The 16,541-nt window shown below is 40.1% G+C and carries 18 protein-coding genes; all 18 read right to left on the bottom strand.

Annotation, left to right across the window (positions count from 1 at the left end; translation table 11 throughout):
* Positions 1 to 14: 14 nt before the first annotated feature.
* The 18 genes from AC07U8_RS05885 to AC07U8_RS05800 are packed head-to-tail and all read right to left on the bottom strand — an operon-like array spanning position 15 to position 16,317.
* On the bottom strand, positions 15 to 1,235 hold the full coding sequence (locus AC07U8_RS05885; RefSeq protein ID WP_270386116.1) for a beta-ketoacyl-ACP synthase: 1,221 nt from the start codon (positions 1,233 to 1,235) through the stop codon (positions 15 to 17).
* The gene (locus AC07U8_RS05880) at positions 1,235 to 1,960 is read right to left on the bottom strand and encodes a 3-ketoacyl-ACP reductase FabG2 (protein WP_004819879.1); all 726 of its coding nucleotides are present in this window, start codon (positions 1,958 to 1,960) and stop codon (positions 1,235 to 1,237) included. Before AC07U8_RS05880 ends, AC07U8_RS05885 begins: the two co-directional genes overlap by 1 nt.
* 13 nt (positions 1,961 to 1,973) lie before the next feature.
* A complete protein-coding gene (locus AC07U8_RS05875; protein ID WP_034613969.1) occupies positions 1,974 to 2,399 on the bottom strand; it encodes a hotdog family protein in 426 nt (141 codons plus the stop codon).
* Positions 2,396 to 3,610, bottom strand: coding sequence for a beta-ketoacyl-[acyl-carrier-protein] synthase family protein (locus AC07U8_RS05870; protein ID WP_494737495.1), 1,215 nt, complete (start codon positions 3,608 to 3,610; stop codon positions 2,396 to 2,398). Before AC07U8_RS05870 ends, AC07U8_RS05875 begins: the two co-directional genes overlap by 4 nt.
* Positions 3,594 to 4,190, bottom strand: a complete 597-nt coding sequence (locus tag AC07U8_RS05865; protein WP_034613973.1) for a DUF3261 domain-containing protein — start codon at positions 4,188 to 4,190, stop codon at positions 3,594 to 3,596. Before AC07U8_RS05865 ends, AC07U8_RS05870 begins: the two co-directional genes overlap by 17 nt.
* A complete protein-coding gene (locus AC07U8_RS05860; protein WP_034613976.1) occupies positions 4,190 to 5,494 on the bottom strand; it encodes an NAD(P)/FAD-dependent oxidoreductase in 1,305 nt (434 codons plus the stop codon). The genes AC07U8_RS05865 and AC07U8_RS05860 overlap by 1 nt, the downstream gene beginning before the upstream one ends.
* Before the next feature lie 9 nt (positions 5,495 to 5,503).
* Positions 5,504 to 7,834 (bottom strand): MMPL family transporter, encoded by a 2,331-nt coding sequence (locus AC07U8_RS05855; RefSeq protein ID WP_494737494.1) that lies wholly within the window; start codon positions 7,832 to 7,834, stop codon positions 5,504 to 5,506.
* The gene (locus tag AC07U8_RS05850; protein ID WP_244015956.1) at positions 7,809 to 8,411 is read right to left on the bottom strand and encodes a LolA family protein; all 603 of its coding nucleotides are present in this window, start codon (positions 8,409 to 8,411) and stop codon (positions 7,809 to 7,811) included. The genes AC07U8_RS05855 and AC07U8_RS05850 overlap by 26 nt, the downstream gene beginning before the upstream one ends.
* Positions 8,412 to 8,466: 55 nt before the next feature.
* Complete coding sequence (locus AC07U8_RS05845; RefSeq protein WP_270386109.1) at positions 8,467 to 8,886, bottom strand: acyl-CoA thioesterase; 420 nt, start codon at positions 8,884 to 8,886, stop codon at positions 8,467 to 8,469.
* The gene (locus AC07U8_RS05840; RefSeq protein WP_239046171.1) at positions 8,876 to 10,435 is read right to left on the bottom strand and encodes an HAL/PAL/TAL family ammonia-lyase; all 1,560 of its coding nucleotides are present in this window, start codon (positions 10,433 to 10,435) and stop codon (positions 8,876 to 8,878) included. Before AC07U8_RS05840 ends, AC07U8_RS05845 begins: the two co-directional genes overlap by 11 nt.
* A 2-nt stretch (positions 10,436 to 10,437) precedes the next feature.
* Positions 10,438 to 11,364 (bottom strand): lysophospholipid acyltransferase family protein, encoded by a 927-nt coding sequence (locus AC07U8_RS05835; protein WP_494737493.1) that lies wholly within the window; start codon positions 11,362 to 11,364, stop codon positions 10,438 to 10,440.
* Complete coding sequence (locus tag AC07U8_RS05830; protein WP_494737492.1) at positions 11,357 to 12,112, bottom strand: glycosyltransferase family 2 protein; 756 nt, start codon at positions 12,110 to 12,112, stop codon at positions 11,357 to 11,359. The genes AC07U8_RS05835 and AC07U8_RS05830 overlap by 8 nt, the downstream gene beginning before the upstream one ends.
* A gap of 10 nt (positions 12,113 to 12,122) precedes the next feature.
* Positions 12,123 to 13,811, bottom strand: coding sequence for an ApeI family dehydratase (locus AC07U8_RS05825; protein ID WP_494737491.1), 1,689 nt, complete (start codon positions 13,809 to 13,811; stop codon positions 12,123 to 12,125).
* A gap of 11 nt (positions 13,812 to 13,822) precedes the next feature.
* Positions 13,823 to 14,374, bottom strand: coding sequence for a COG4648 family protein (locus AC07U8_RS05820; protein WP_494737490.1), 552 nt, complete (start codon positions 14,372 to 14,374; stop codon positions 13,823 to 13,825).
* Positions 14,371 to 14,619, bottom strand: a complete 249-nt coding sequence (locus AC07U8_RS05815) for an acyl carrier protein (RefSeq protein ID WP_004819854.1) — start codon at positions 14,617 to 14,619, stop codon at positions 14,371 to 14,373. Before AC07U8_RS05815 ends, AC07U8_RS05820 begins: the two co-directional genes overlap by 4 nt.
* A 9-nt stretch (positions 14,620 to 14,628) precedes the next feature.
* On the bottom strand, positions 14,629 to 14,889 hold the full coding sequence (locus AC07U8_RS05810) for a phosphopantetheine-binding protein (RefSeq protein WP_004819853.1): 261 nt from the start codon (positions 14,887 to 14,889) through the stop codon (positions 14,629 to 14,631).
* Positions 14,873 to 15,700, bottom strand: a complete 828-nt coding sequence (locus tag AC07U8_RS05805) for a lysophospholipid acyltransferase family protein (protein ID WP_151956574.1) — start codon at positions 15,698 to 15,700, stop codon at positions 14,873 to 14,875. The genes AC07U8_RS05810 and AC07U8_RS05805 overlap by 17 nt, the downstream gene beginning before the upstream one ends.
* Positions 15,694 to 16,317, bottom strand: a complete 624-nt coding sequence (locus AC07U8_RS05800; protein ID WP_494737489.1) for a beta-ketoacyl synthase chain length factor — start codon at positions 16,315 to 16,317, stop codon at positions 15,694 to 15,696. The genes AC07U8_RS05805 and AC07U8_RS05800 overlap by 7 nt, the downstream gene beginning before the upstream one ends.
* Positions 16,318 to 16,541: the final 224 nt, after the last annotated feature.

Below are 16,541 nucleotides of genomic sequence, written 5' to 3'. Positions count from 1 at the left end.
GTTTTTTTCCTCTTTTAAGTATGTTTTAAAATAATGGAGGTGTTGATCCCTCCAAATGCAAAATTATTGGTCATGATGGTTTTTGCATTCATCTCTCGTGGCTCTTGCACGATATAATCCAAATCACCACATAATGGGTCAATTTCATCCAAATTTAAAGTATGGATAAACTGTTGGCGTTGCAGCATTTCTATACTCAGCCAAGCTTCGATTGCACCACATGCACCTAGAGTATGTCCAAAATAACTTTTTAATGAGCTGATCGGTTTTTTACCAAATATACGTGCAGTGGCTTGGGTTTCGGCAACATCGCCTTGATCTGTCGAAGTCCCATGCGCGTTGATATAATCAACCTCTTGCGCAGAAATTGCGGCATCTTTAAGTGCCATGCGCATGCATCTTTCCATCATTTCTGAATTTGGACGAGTGACATGCTCACCATCGGTATTGCTGGCATAACCGATGACTTCTGCATAGATCGTTGCACCACGGGCCAGTGCATGTTCATACTCTTCTAGCACTAAACAGCCAGCACCTTCACCAATCACCAATCCATCACGATTTTTATCAAATGGCCGTGGTGTTTTTTCAGGGGTGTCGTTCATCCCGCTGGTGGCTAATAACACATCGAATACAGCTGAACCTGTCGCACTGAGCTCCTCAGCACCACCCGCAAGCATCAGCGTTTGTTTACCTAGTTTAATTGCTTCAAACGCCTGTCCGATGGCCATTGAACCTGAAGTGCAGGCACTTGATGTGGGTAAGGTTAAACCTTTTAAACCAAAATAAACCGTCATATTCACAGCGCTGGTATGTGACATCATTCGAATATACGTGGTCGCATTTAAACGGCTCATGTCGTTGTCTATGAGCATTTTCCCAAACTCTTTGACCGCATCGACACTTCCCGCAGAAGAGCCAAAAGCAACGCCAGCATCGCCACTTTTCAAAATAGGATGATCGATCAAGCCTGCATCTGCCAATGCTTTTTCAGCACAAATCACCGACATCAATGCAACTCGTCCCATACCTCGTGTCACTTTACGATTAAAATGTTTGGGTATCTCAAAGTGTTCTACTGGGCCTGCAATTTTACAACGTAAATCGGTATAAATTTCCCAATCAGGCATCGCACGAATGCCATTTTTTGATGCTTGGAATTGGGCAAAAATTTCATCTGCCGTTTCACCCAGTGAGGTGATTCCCGACATTCCCGTCACAACAACACGTTTCATTAAATCAATCCCCCATTCACAGAAATGACTTGCCGAGTAATATAGCTTGCGTGATCAGAGCAGAGAAAGTTCACGGTATGCGCCACTTCATCGACCTGTCCCATACGTTGTAAGGGAATCATTTTTAAAGCATGTTCTTTTACTTCTTCTGTGACCATTTCCGTTTCAATCAGCCCCGGTGCAACGCAATTCACGGTAATTTTTCTTTTTGCCAGTTCTAAAGCCAAAGCTTTGGTCGCACCAATCAATCCCGCTTTTGCCGCACTATAATTGACTTGACCACGATTACCCATAATGCCAGAAACAGAAGAAAGCGTCACAATACGCCCGCCTTGTTTTAGGCGAATCATCGGCATCACTAAAGGTTTTAATACATTATAAAAACCATCCAATGAGGTCGAAATTACTTCATCCCAGTCATTGTCGGTTAAAGCTGGAAATGCGCCATCATGGGTTAAACCTGCATTTAGCACTACACCATAAAATGCACCATGAAGCTCGATATCTTGTTCCAGTATCTGTCGGGTATTTTCACGTTGGGTGACATCAAAAAGTAGCGCATAACTGTTTTGCCCCAACGCTTGGATTTCAGCGACCACTTGCTCAGCATCTGCACGTCTAGAACGTGCATGCACCACCACATCAAAGCCAGATTTTGCTAAAGTTAAAGCAATTGCTTTACCAATTCCTCGACTAGATCCCGTCACTAATATTCTTCTCGACACACTTAATTCCTACTTATTGCTCAGCTTTCACAGGTGGTTCATAAACACTTAAAACTGCGCTAATTTTATGTTCTTCATAGCTTATTTCACAAGAGAATTGTGCCAAGCCTTCATGTAAATATTGTTGTTCAGCCCGAATGGTCAATGTTTTACCAAATTCAAAATAAGCCAAAGGTAAATTTAATTTGCGTGTTCCGAGCAAATAGCCAATTTGTGGCGTTTGCCCCATTTTTTGTCCTTTTGCACCAGCAAAGGCACTAATGGTTTGCGCCATGAGTTCAATACTACTCCAAGTCGGCAAACCTTGTTCATCACTAAACATCAATTCAGGTGTAATGGTTAGGTTGGCAAGTGCAAAATTTTCCCCTAGCTCAAGCAGTTGATCAACAAAAACCATCGGTTTTTCATGCGGAATAAATTGAATAGCATCTAAACTCATTTGATTTCAGTTCCAAAAATAAGGCTGACATTACTACCGCCAAAGGCAAATGAATTACTCATCACAAAACGCACAGGATCAGATTGAGTAGTTTGATTTAAATCATCCTGTTCAACGTAATGCTGATCATCCAATTCAGGATCAATCACACCATTTTGATGAAGGGGTAACCAGTTTTGATCTTTAAGCACTTGTGTACAAATATAGGCCTCCAATGCACCCGCAGCACCCAAGCAATGTCCAGTTTTATGCTTAGTACTACTCAATGGAACAGCATAGTCCTGAAAGACCTGTCGGACTGCTTTAATTTCCATATCATCATTGTGCGTGGTTGCGGTGCCATGCAAATTAAGATAATGAATATCTGAAGATTTTAACTGTGCCTGATCCAGTGCTTTTTGCATTGCAGTTGCTGCGCCTTTGCCCTCTGGATGCGGAGCAGAAATATGCCATGCATCCATGGATTCACCAGCAGAAATCAACATGATCGGCGCTGGTTCTTTACTGAGTAAAAATAAGCTTGCGGCCTCACCAATATTGATCCCATCCCGCTGATATCCACACGGGCTACAGATACCTGTACTCAAATTTTCCAGACTGTTAAAGCCGTTCAAGGTCAGTTTAGCGAGGGTATCTACGCCACCCACCAATACAGCATCGGCAAGCCCTGCATTAATCAAACGTTGCCCACTGGCAAAAGCTTTAGCACTTGAAGAACAAGCCGTAGAAATCGTATACGCAAGACCGTCCCAGCCCAAATAAATTTGCAAAGCTTTGGCGAGATTACCCATTTCCTGCTTTTGCTGTTGAATCACGGTTTCAGTTTGGCCTTGAAAGTAAGCTTTTAATAAGGGTTCATTGTCCGAAATACCCGAAGTTGAAGTCCCAACAATGATCGCAAGTCGTTTTTTATCAAACTTAGCCACATAGTCACGTAACTCAGATTCACATTGTGCAAGCGCAGTTAAAGCAAAACGTAAATTACGCGAGTCATAGTTTTGTAGCGCAACTGGAATATCGCTACATAACGGATGTGCATAAGCACCCACCCATACGGGCTGATCAAAAATCAAAGATTTATTCAGGGTTAAACTGTTTTCCAATGAGGTCAATTGTGCCTTGACCTGTTCAGGATGATCACCTAAAGCAGATAAACTGGCTGAACAATGAATGCCTACAGCGGGATGGTTTAAATCAATCTTTTTTGTCATTTTTTTGCAGATCTTCCACTTCATTTTGCTCTAATGAATTGTCTTTTAAAGTATTTTCCACAGGGCTAAAGATCATTTGATAAGGAACTTGCAGGTTATCCAGCTCAATATGATCAGCACGCGTTTTTATCGTTAAAACATTTTTTTGATCAATCTCAATTTCAGTCTGATCAACGCCCTGTTTCACTTTAACATTTTCTAAATGATTTTTTGCAAAATCAGGATAAGTTGCAAACAGAATATCTCGAACCACAAAATCAAAGGGTAACAAACGCATCGGTTTTATCCTTTCATGCACCTGTACTTTTTGACCATCGAAATCCAGTCTAAACAGTTGCTGTCCAGTTAAGCTTAAAGCAAACATTTGCAAGTTTTTCGCCTGCTGTTCTTGGTAGAGTAAAAAGCTAAAACTTTGATTTTTCCAGACAACTTCAACTTGATCTTGACGCTGATAATGCGCCAAGGCTGGATCAGCAGACCAAACCACAGGAACCAGACCTTGTGGCTGTGGATACATACTTTGACAGGCACCCAGCGCTAACAACAGACTGATGCTCATTGTTTTTAACCAAATTTGCATTATTCGCTCTCAAGTATTTTGCTCTGTTCCAGATCATGACGACAATACTCAGCCAAGGTATTTAAGCGTTGTCGTGCATTGCGATAGATTGGATTAGTTTCATCCCAAGCATAGCCCGCCAATAATGACGCAATCATACGACGGATTTTTTCATTTTGATTTTTTGAAAATACCACATCTTGAAACTCACCGTCGTACCATGCTTCTACATAAGCGCGAAATACTTTGATTCCTTTACGCAAAGGTTTTTCATATTCTTGCATCCAGTCTACTTGCCCACCTTGTAAGACTTGATCGACTAAAGGTACCGCCAAACTTGAAGACTTGAGTGCAATGGTCACCCCAGATGAAAACACAGGATCTAAAAATTCACCCGCATTGCCCAGCAAAGCAAAATTGCGCTGTGCCAAGGTTTTAACATTTGCTGAATAGCCCACCAAAGTACGGATTGGCGTATCAAACTTCATATTGCGCAGTACCTGCGACAAACTCGGTTCATCTGCAAGAATATCTTTAAATAAAGCCAATAAGGCTTCAGGCTCATCAGAGATATAACCATAATGATCAAAGAAATCCTGTTCAGCCACAATCCCAAATGAACAACGACCATCTGCAAACGGAATTAACCAATACCAGCCACGGTGATCTTTTTCATGTACCGTAATCAGGATTTTATTTCGGTCAAATTCAGGATCATCCAAGATCCCATCTTCAATATGACTAAACACCGCACGGCGTACTGGAAAATTTGAAGGACTTTCCAGATCAAGAAGTTTCGGCAAAATACGGCCAAAGCCACTGGCATCCAGTAAAAATTTAGCCTGAATTTGATAGATATTTTGCTGCTCATCTTTAACCGTTAATAGAGGATGATCAAGCTCTACATCAACTGCAACAACCTCATGTCCAAAACGAATTTCAGCCCCATATTGTTCAGCTTGCTGTGCTAAAAGATGGTCGAAATTGGCACGTCTAATCTGCCATGTCGTTCCAGGACCTTCACTAAATTTTTGAGTAAAATCGTAGTAGCTGCGTTGATGACCACGTAAGAATGCTGCTCCATTTTTAAATTGAAATGCATATTCTTCAACATGTTCACGAACTGTGTCTAATAAACCGGCCTCTTCTAAAAACACCATACATTGTGGCAAAAGTGATTCACCGATCGAAAAGCGAGGAAAATGCTGCTTTTCAATGATCACCACTTGATAACCTTTGTGTCGAAGCAGTGCTGCTGCGGAACTTCCCGATGGTCCTGCCCCGATGATCACGACATCTGTTTGTTGTAAATCTAAACCCTTCATGTATTCACCTTAATGTTCAGTTCTTTGACTGATTAATTGATTTTGATTTAATTTTGAGTCTGCCGGAGTAAACAGCGTGGCATAGATAAACGAAAAAATTACCCCAAAAAGAACCGTTAACCCAAAACAATGTATTGCATAAGTATGGCTTAACGCCAATAAACCGAACCCCAACAACGTCGACATCATACAGAGAAATAATGCCATCCCGACCACATGCGGATGATTGTGCCCTTGACGGTAGAAAATGGCGTAATCCACACCAATCCCCAAGATGAGAAAAACCCCCATTACACTAAATAGATTAATCTCAACGCCCATCCATGCCTGTAATGCAAAAGTGCTCATCAACGCCAAAGTCACAGGCACCATCAAAGCAAACACCGATTTAATCCCATAGATCAGCATTAAACCGATCGCTAAGGCAATTAATGCATAAACAAAAAGATATTCAGCTTGGATCCGATGGTCTTGGAATAAGCGCGATAAATTATGTACAGGGCGAACCAGCTTATTCTGCTGATCTTGCAAAGCCTCTACAGCTGTTACATCTTTTATGCCTTGAATCAAAATCAATCTTTGCTGCGAATTAACCTGTAAGAATGCCAAAGGATGGGCAGCAAACTGATCTAAATTTAACAATGATTGTTGAGACAATCTTGCTTGCCAACTCAGGACATCTTTAGGATCAAGTTGCATCGCGCTTGCATATTCCACCAGTACTGATTTTGGAATTTTCTGTAGCGCTTCAACATTCTGCTGTTGCTGTTCCAGCGAAGGAATCGTTTGCCCTATTGCTTGAAATCCGTCAATTTTGCCCTGTTGTTTTAACTGAAAAAGCGCATGGATCAAGTGTTGTTCTTGCCTTGCAAGGTCCTTTGCTGAATTTGCATAAATTGCAAAATAATCACTGCCCTGCGCTTGCCCAAAACGAGAACGGATATATTGATCTTCCTGCTTTAAATGTTGATCCATACTTTGTAAATTACGCACATCATCATTACTTTTGATCAGCAGCAAACTTGATCCTGAAACCACAAAGATCACAAAAATCAACAGATAACGCTTTGTTGCGTGCGCTAAAAAATAATTACGCCATGTGCCAATAAAGCTTAATCTGCGTATTGCGGGTTCAGCATTTAAGGCAGGTAAACGCGGTAGTAATAATAGACTGGTGATTCCAGCGGCAGTTAAGCCCACCATTGAAAATACGGCAATCTGCTTAAAGCCCGGAAAAGGGGTGAAACTTAAAAATAAATAAGCCAGCAATGTGGTTGAAAGCCCGATCAACAAACTGGGTAAAATCGGCTTTAATACGGCAAATCCATTGAGATGTCGTTGCTGCGATTGCATCGCCATAAAGTAAAAGGAAAAATCGACACATACCCCAATCAGACTTGCACCAAAAACCAAAGTCATCAGATGTATTTCGGAAAATATCCAGTGGGTTACAGCAAAAGCCACCATTGACCCAGTGGCAACCGCAATAAACTCAGTCAACATCGGGCGAATGGAGCGGAAGCCAAACCAGACCAAAAGCAAGACACCGATACTCGAACCCACGCCGATTGTAGAAATTTCATTCTTTGCAGATTGGGTACCAAAATGCGAAAAAACAATTGTTCCAGTCCAGTGCGGTTTCACCCCGATCTTGCTCAATTGCTGATTAACATTAGTCATCCATTGGGTAGTTTGTTCTTGATACTCAATATCATAAGGACTTTTTAAAAGTTCTAAATTAAATAGTCGGGAATAACCTTGCTCATCCGCAATTGTGGCAAAACCATCTTGTATTTCGATATTTGAATGCTGTTGCAGGCTTGCAAGCCCCATGGCATAACGTGGAAATAATAACAATGGATCTTGTTGAAGTAAGCCCTCAGTGATTGGCATACCCGGGCTCATGATTTGCATCAAACTTTGTTCAGTCAGTGCCGCATAATCCTGTTGTTTTAAGATTGCTTGATCTTGCGAACTGATTAAGCCTGCATGATGTGCATATAAAGTTCTGGCAAAATCTTCGGTATCAACTTGTGCTTTTAATGGCTCAAACAAATTCGACTGTTGAACACCAGCCCTTAATATCTGTGTTGCTTGATCAATTTGTTCAGATGATTTTGCATCAATCACCAAGAACACTTTATTGTTCAATTGCTCACTGACATAGTGTTCGGTTTGCTCAAGCTGTTTGTCCTGCTTTACTTTTGGCAGTAAAGCAAAAATATTGGTCTGGATGTGAATGCCTTTTTGCATCCATGTAAATCCCAGTCCGATCGCAATGATGACTAAAAATATCAACCAAATTGCAGTGAGTTTATTTTGCCAATTGGAAAAGTGCATTCTCAGACGCCGATAAAGTTTGAGGTTGAGCCGTCTGCTGACTAAAATTAATAATCGTCATATTATTGGCTTGTTCAGTAATCACAATACGATTGACATAACGTCCACCTTGCGCATTCACTTTGACAAACAATTTTTTAAACAACGCACTTTTTGGGGTCAATGTGACATCCCAAGCCGATGTTGTGTAATTGGCGGCAACCACATTAAAATTTTTGGCTAAGGCCGTTTCATCACCTGCCATTAACTGTAAAAACATGGTCGCCACTGAACCATATTGACTATTATTAATCTCAAGTTGACTCATGGTTCGCTGGGTTTTTTGTAGCAACTTTTTGGGGGTAACAATCAAATCTGCTTGAACAGGTTTTTGAATCTGCCAAATTACCCCTTGGCTTTTGGAAAATAAAACCTGCCCATTTGAGCTAAAAGTTTTATTTAACGAGGTGAGCTTTTTTTGCTGCTCAAAATGGGCACGAACAACAGGTGTTTGGGAAAGCTGTTGAAAAATTTGCCCAACTTTAGAACTTTCTGCATAACTTGCCAAAGGAAGTGTCGTCATAACCATAAACATCATACTGGTAATGATCAGTTTGATTCTATTTTTAAAATTCAACATTTTTTATGCCCCCCTATTTGGTCTTAAATTCAGACCAGGCATATAGGCGGTCTAAAAATATTTGTGGTGACTGAAAGCACATTTCTCGAGTTTCTATCTCGACTGCCACCTGACTGGTAAAACCTTTGGTGAGGCGTTTACCCGATTCTGCATCAAAAATCTGATACTCGATTTTTAAACGGTTTTCCCATTCTTTTAAAGTCGCACGTACTCGAATATGTTGCCCAAAAATAATACCCTGCGCATAACGGACATAACTTTCAATCACTGGCCATGCATAACCTGAATCTTTCATTTGATTATAGTTATAGTCAAATTGATCCAATAATTTGCAACGGGCAATTTCAAAATATTTGAGATAATGCCCATGCCAAACCACATTCATGGTATCGACATCATGAAATGGAATATCAATAATGACATCAGCATACATCAGCGTTCTCCTGCTTGTGCTGCAACAGATTGCAGTTTAACAGACTGAGATTTTCAAGATGATCCACTATCGCTTGTAGCTCTTTTTGTAATGGACGATCTTCTTCAACAAAATGAAATTCTTTCAGTACCCAGTGTCTAAACAAACCCAGCACTGGACTTAATTGTTGTGCCAATCCTCTCAGTTCAATTGCTTGAACCGCAGCACAGCTCAATGCAGCAATCACTTGTTCGGTCAATAAAATCACCCGACTGGCATCACGTGCGGCAATCGTACCCATACTGACTTTATCTTGATTATGGCACTCGGTTGAACGTGAAAAAATTGAAGCTGCAAGTGTCTGTTTAAGCGCTTCGGCAGTCCAAGCTGACACTCCAATCTGTACGGCTTTAAAACCATGATTGAGCGGTAAGCGATCAGTTTTAGCACCAGTCAAATTGCGCGGTAAACCATGATTCATTTTATGATCGACCAACTGTGCAAGCTGACGATCCATCAAATCAGCAATATTGGCAATCATAATTTTTAAGCTATCCATAGCCTGTGCGATATGTCCACCATAGAAATGCCCACCATGTAACACGCGTAAATTGATCGGATCAATTAACGGATTGTCATTACTTGAGTTCAATTCATTTTCAATAAATTGTCTAAGCCAAGTTTTAGAATCTTCAAAGATTCCAATAATATGTGGTGCACAACGCAGCGAATAACGATCTTGCAAACGTGGGCTTTGATGCTCTGTTTGTACTTTATCGTTTAACCATTCACGCAGTTGCTTGGCAATCTCTTGCTGACCTGCATGTGGTTTCTGGGCAAATAACACTTCATCAAAATGGCTTGGATTGCCCTCTAATGCCAACACATTTAATGCTGTGATTAAAGTACTTGCCAAACTAATCTGCTCAGCTTTTTTATAATTTAAACAGGCCATTGCGGTCATCACCGCAGTACCATTCATAATGGCAAGCCCTTCTTTGGGTCTGAGTGCCAAAGGCTGTATCGCATATTCAGCATAAACATCTGCGACTGCCACGATATTGCCTTGATAGTAAACATCCCGTTCACCGACCAATGCCCCTGCAATATAGGACAATGGGGTTAAATCACCACTGGCGCCGACTGAACCTTCTGAAGGAATCACTGGAATAATATTTTCATTGAGCATCCAAACCAAACGCTCAAGTAAAGCATGCGATACCCCTGAATAGCCACGCGCCAAAGAACATAATCGAGTCACCATCACAGCACGAGCAGTGATCAAGTCCAGATTTTGCCCTAAACCACAACCGTGAAAACGAGATAAATGCAAAGGCAATTCATTGACCTGATGTGCAGGCACTTCAACCAAACAAGAATCGCCATAACCTGTGGTTACCCCATAGATGACGCCTTCTTCTTGCAATAATTGATCGAGAAAATCAGCACCTCGTTGAATCAATGCCTGCCAACTTTCAGACTTAGGCAGCGCCACTTTGAGCTGTTGATTTGCGACAGCAACAACCTCTTCAATTGAAAGTGGTTTTTCTCCGATGACAAGTGACTGCATTTTTATTTGTTCCAAAAATTATAAAAATTAAACCATTGATAAGGTGCATCTACGCAATGCTGTTCGACCAGTTGAGCATAGCGTTGCATGACTTCAGCTATGGCTTGGTTGCGGGTTTGCCGCGGAAAATTAAGTTTTTGAGCGATTGAATGGATATGCACATGAAAGTTGTCTTGCTTGCGATAACAGAAAACCGCCAATATCGGAACTTTCAGTAAACTTGCTAAAATCCAAGGTCCTTGCGGCCAAGCGGACTCATCAGCTAAAAATTTAAGATTTTCGACACGTTGCGATTGAACTGGAACGCGATCTGCTGCCACGATAATCCACTCACCCTGATCCAGTTTCTCCTGCAAAAGAATCGCAGTATCAACGCCAAGTTCATCAACCGAAATCAAATGCACATCGGCTTTTTGATTGAGCTTTTTAAGAAATTCATTAAATTTACTGGCATGTTTTTGATAAACCAATACATTGATTTTTTGTTGGTGATCAGATTTGATCGCACGTAGCAATTCGATATTGCCAAAATGCGATACCACAATGATCGCACCTTTTTTATAATTTTCCCGAAAATGCGCATGCCCATGCAAGATCAGCTTTTCTTCTGCTACTTTTCCCAGCCAGCCTTCAATTTTATCCAAAATACACTCACCAAATGTCATCAAATGAATATACGAATGACTCATATTCGGTTGATGTGAAAATGGTGACTTTTCTTGAGCAAAATGATGCAACTTTTGTAAATAAAGCAATGAAGCCTGACGCGCTGTGCGAGAAAAAATCCAGTACCACATGATGATGAAATACAGCACCAGCTTACATAAAAAACGCCCACCAAAACGGTAGAAGCACAGCATTAACATCAAAGGCCACATTCCACCCTTTTCTTTAAGCTCACTCCATCGTTTTGTATGTGATTCAGTCATGTGCTGAACCTTTGGTTTTTTGTGCCAATAATTTAGGTAAGCGAATTAACATGCCTGCAAAAAGCCGCGCATGTGCTTTACTGAGTCCTAAATTATCTTTCCACACATTAAAATGTGAAATACCTTGTTCTGGATAAATCACGGCAGTGGGTACATTGATAAACTGAACTTGTTCCCACTTTAAACGCACTAAAATTTCACTATCAAAGCCCATGCGTGGTTGGAATTTTGCTCGATTGAGGACGTGAATAGTTTGATCAAGCGGATAAATACGAAAACCGCACATACTGTCTTTGATTTCAAGTGACAAGCTATTAATCCAAACCCAGACATGGGTAACATAACGACCATACAAACGCTTTTTCGGCACCGTTTCATCAAAAATCGGCTGTCCCAAAATCATTGCTTGAGGATGTTGTGCTGAGATGGTGATAAATTTTTCAATATCCTGCCAATCGTGCTGTCCATCTGCATCAATTTGTAAAACATGTGTCCAGCCAAGATCTTGTGCCTGATATAAACCTGTCATCACGGCCTGACCTTTGCCCTGATTGGTCGCGTGCTCGACCAGATATACATTTTTATGCTGCTGCGCCAATTCTTGCAACAAGGTCGAACATTCAATATCGCTACCATCATTGACCAAAACCACTGGCAAACCATAAGGATGAATATAGTCCAGTAATGCTTTGATATAATGTGGATGGTTATACACAGGAATCACAAAACCCAATTGATATTGCTGCATCATCTGTCTCCTAAGCTTTAACCGTAGTTGCAAAAACCAAACGTCCTGATGCTAAAGATTGTTCAGCCTGCTGCAACTGGAAACTGATTTTATCTGCTTTACGCTCAAGTTTAAGCAAAACCACGGCATGCGGTTGGATCAATTCCTGAAACTTAATTTGTTCTAATGCTGTACACCAATCTAGATCAGCCCAGATCTCTTTAGCGAACTTTTGAATAAAAGCAATTTGCCCAACACCAGGATAAATCGGGTGATCAGGAAAATGCCCACTAAAAGCAGCCAGTTCAGGAATAAATTCTAATTTAAATTCTGCGCTATTCGCATCAATATGCGATGCTAAAACCACGGGTAAATTTAAGTTTTCAAATAATGATTTCATATAATTTTTATTGAGCTTTGATTGGGCGTTTTTCGGTAATTGGCTTAAAAAACGCCACTGCCTCGGTATCGCAATATATTCCAATTTATCTGCAAGTTGTTGTTTTATTTTTGCGACAAATGCACGCTTATGGCTGTGTTTAAGTTCTAATTGAGCTTGTTCAGACAATACCGCCACACATGCCAAAATTTGTCGATGATCCTTTTCAAAGATCAATGTATGACATTCACTGACTTCTGGCAATTCAATAATAGCACTTTCAATAGAATCGAGACTTAAACGCTTTTCTTCAAGTTTAACAATACGGTCTAAGCGTCCTTGAAGCTGAAACTGACTTTTTCGATCATTAGGCACAGACACTTCAACTTTATCTGCGGTATAGATCCAATCATTGATATAGGCATGTTGAGTCAAGACACCCAGTTCACCCGCATCTGTAACACTAATTTCGACATCTGCAAACGGGGTCCAAAGCGCCTCATCTTGTGTGCGATAAGCAATACCGCCCGTTTCGGAACTACCAAAAATTTCGGTGATACTGGCATTGAGCAGCGGACGCACTCCAGCATCCAGTTTACCACCTGAAGAATAAACCACTGAATACTGTTCAAGTAATACATCAGAGGTCCAACGTTTTAAAAGTGCTGGGCTGGAAACCACATAATGATTTGAACCAAAGTGATCGTGGCTTAAATGCTGTAATTTTTTTTGTGCTTCAACCACATCTTCAGGAAATGCCAATTGCGGATTATAAAAAGCTCTGCCACTGGCAAGTGGCCAAAGTAATTTAAACAATAGACCATAAATATGTTGATGACTGACTGTAGCAAGCGCTAGTGCATTTTCTGCTAGATCAAAACTTTGATCTAAACCCTGTACTTCATTAAGCAGCTGTTTTAGGGTACGCGGAATCTTTTTAGGTTGCCCTGTAGAACCCGAAGTATAAAAAAACACTGCTGCACGATTTAAAAAATCATCATTTAGATCAATGTGTTGAGTGTCTTCAACCACAGGATTAATCTGTTTATTTTGTCGTTCAATAAAATAAATATTCTGAGCTGCTAAGCTTTTTTCCAAATCACGCACACGATTTGGCGGGAGAATCACCTGTTTATCTGCCAGTAAAACTGCAAAAAATAACACTAAAAAATCATAACTGTCATTTTGCCACAAGGCCCATGCACTTTCAGCGGATTGTTCAATGTGTGTTTTTTCACTCAACACCTCCTGCCAAAATTGGGAGAATGTTTTGACACTAAAATCAGAGGTGATACACAGACATTTTTCAGCATGAATGTGGCTTTGAAAATGACACAACATAAGCGTTTATTTTAACTCGTATGATTTTTAGCTTGATGAATTTTTCGCAGTACGAATTCACCTGCAAATAACAAACCCATCAAAAGATAAGAAATAAAACCATTATAAAGTACCCACATTTGAGTACTGCTAAATAACACTGTATAAAGCGCAATACAGGCATTTAAAATAAAAAAGCCACACCAAACAATCGTAACATTTTTGGTCCAGATCACCCCAGACGCGGGTAAATTAGGTTCAACCAAACGTGCAAAACGCTCAATCATTGAGGGTGGTTTGATTAAGGTGGTCGCAAAAATTATCAACGCGCCCACACTCATCAATACTGGGTACAGCTTTAACCAAGCATGATCTTTTAAAATCAAACTCAGCCCACCACAAATAATGGCAAACCAAGTTAATGGCCACATAAGATCACTTTTTTTAAAAAATAAGCGTGATCCACCGAGCAGAACCAACAAAGCACTCACCCAAATAAAATGACCATGCGCTAGGCTGTAGCCCACGATAAATGGGTAAAGTAGAAATAAGACGGTGACTCCACTGCGGATCAAATGCTTCATTCTGCAGACATATTTTGAATCACAACCACAACATCTTGCACTGTTCTGACATTTTTAAAATCTTCAGGTTTAACTTGCTTACCGGTTAATTCTTTAATTTTAACAACTAAATCAATAGCGTCGATGCTATCAACATCCAGATCAGAATACAGGTTTGACTCAAGCTGAATATCAGCAGGTTCAATTTCAAATAGTTCTTCCATCCACTCACGTAGATTTGTTAAGACGATTTCTTCAGATAACATAACGACCTCTTAAGCAGCGCGTTGCGCTTCAACCAAGTCCACTAAACTTTGCACAGAGGCGAAATGTTGCTTGGTTTCCTGTGATTCAGCATTTAAATGAATGTTATAGCGTTTTTTCAAAGCTAAACCTAATTCTAGGGCATCAATAGAATCCAGCCCTAATCCATCACCAAAGAGTGGTGCATTGGTATCAATATCTTCAATTGAAATATCTTCCAATGCCAGCACATCAATGATCATTTCTTTTAACTCATCAGCAAGATTGCTCATTTGTAGATAACTCTTGTTTAATTAACGCTTGATTAAATAAGTTGTGCAAAAAATGATTGAGCTGTTTCACCTGTTTTGAGTTCACAGCAGCATCATCCAATATATCCTGTACATGTACCGCATCTAACACTGTAATCTGAATGTGAAATGGTTCATTTGGAATGTGATACCACTTTTCATTTTTGGTCAGTGTCGAGGGCGTGCATTCTATCAAAATCGGACGAATTGGAACATTCGCTCGAATCGCAATATTTGACGCACCACGTTGGAATTCATTCAGTGATGCGCCTTTTTCTGTTCGTGTCCCTTCTGGAAATATCAATAATGAGGCTGCATCTTTTTCTTGGAGTTTTTTAACGCAGTCCAAAATGAATTGCTCAGATCCCTCATTTAAAATATAACCTGCACTACGTACTGGCCCCAATGTAAATGGATTGCGCCAAAGTGCTTTTTTTACAATACAGTTGGCCTTCTCCATTAAGCCAATCAAAATCACCACATCAATCAAGGTTGGATGATTTGCAATGACTAACTCTTGACGGCTATGGGCCAGCTTTTCCAAGCCTTCGACTTCATAGGTCATGATGCCCAATTTAACCATCATTTCAGTAAAGCCTTTAAAGCTATATTTAATGGCTTTTTGCGCACGATCTTGTCTTTTTCTTGTATCAAATGTGCTGACTTTCACCAATGGTGCAACCACACCCCCAATCACAATTCCGCCCAAGCCAAAACTTGCAAAACTAAAACCTGTAGCACCAACACGCCAAGCGTAATTTAACTTTTTCTTTACTTTATTGATATTTAGCATTTGACCCAAGCACCCTTTTCTATCAGGTTTTGATTGTGCCAAAACGCATTAAAATCTTGAGCCTCTAAATATTTGCTCTGTTGCAGTTGCAGATTTTCTACAGCAATTTTTAAATTGGCATTTTCTAAACTGACCACTCCAGCCAATGAAAAAGCTTTAAAATTTTGATACTCATCATATATTTCTGGTAAGGCTTGGTCATAATAAATCACCAAGGCATTTTTGGCATTGTGGTGGTTTTTTAAATAAGCATAAGCTTCGACTAAAGCTTCAGACCATGACGCTGCCAAACTGGTCGCGAGCGTATCATCTTGACAAAATATAGAATACAAACCTGAAACTGCGTTATGTACAGAGGTTGAAAAAAGTGTCGGAGATGGGGTTTGGTCTGACAAGACATCTTGTAAAATTTTAAGTGTTTTTTCTTCATCGCCATATTGTGAGCTCCAAACAATATAGTCGACCTGAATCCCCTGCAAACTTTGAATTGCACTATTCAGTGCAATTTTAGCAATACTTGATAACCGTCTACGTTGCATCGCAGGAATTTTTTCAAGTGCTAAAAATGTATCACCATCTTCGCTCAAGGTGAGCCTAGAAATATTTAATTGAAGCATGTTTTATTCATCAACATAAGCTAATTTAATTGGCTTAAAAAGCCTTCTTTAGACAAATTATAACATTTGAATAACAATAAATACAAAAAATACAATTGAACTTTGTCTAACAATTGGTTTCTTAATTAAAAGATCCTCTTGCAACACTATTTTTTACTGCAACAGTTTATTCAATCCCATTTCATCAAGTGGCGTATTATACTTATAAAACTTATTTTAAAAGC

Source organism: Acinetobacter sp. GW821-FHT01E09 (assembly GCF_059422385.1).
Note: the sequence above shows the minus strand (reverse complement) of the source record. Positions and strands in the feature narration are given on the sequence as shown.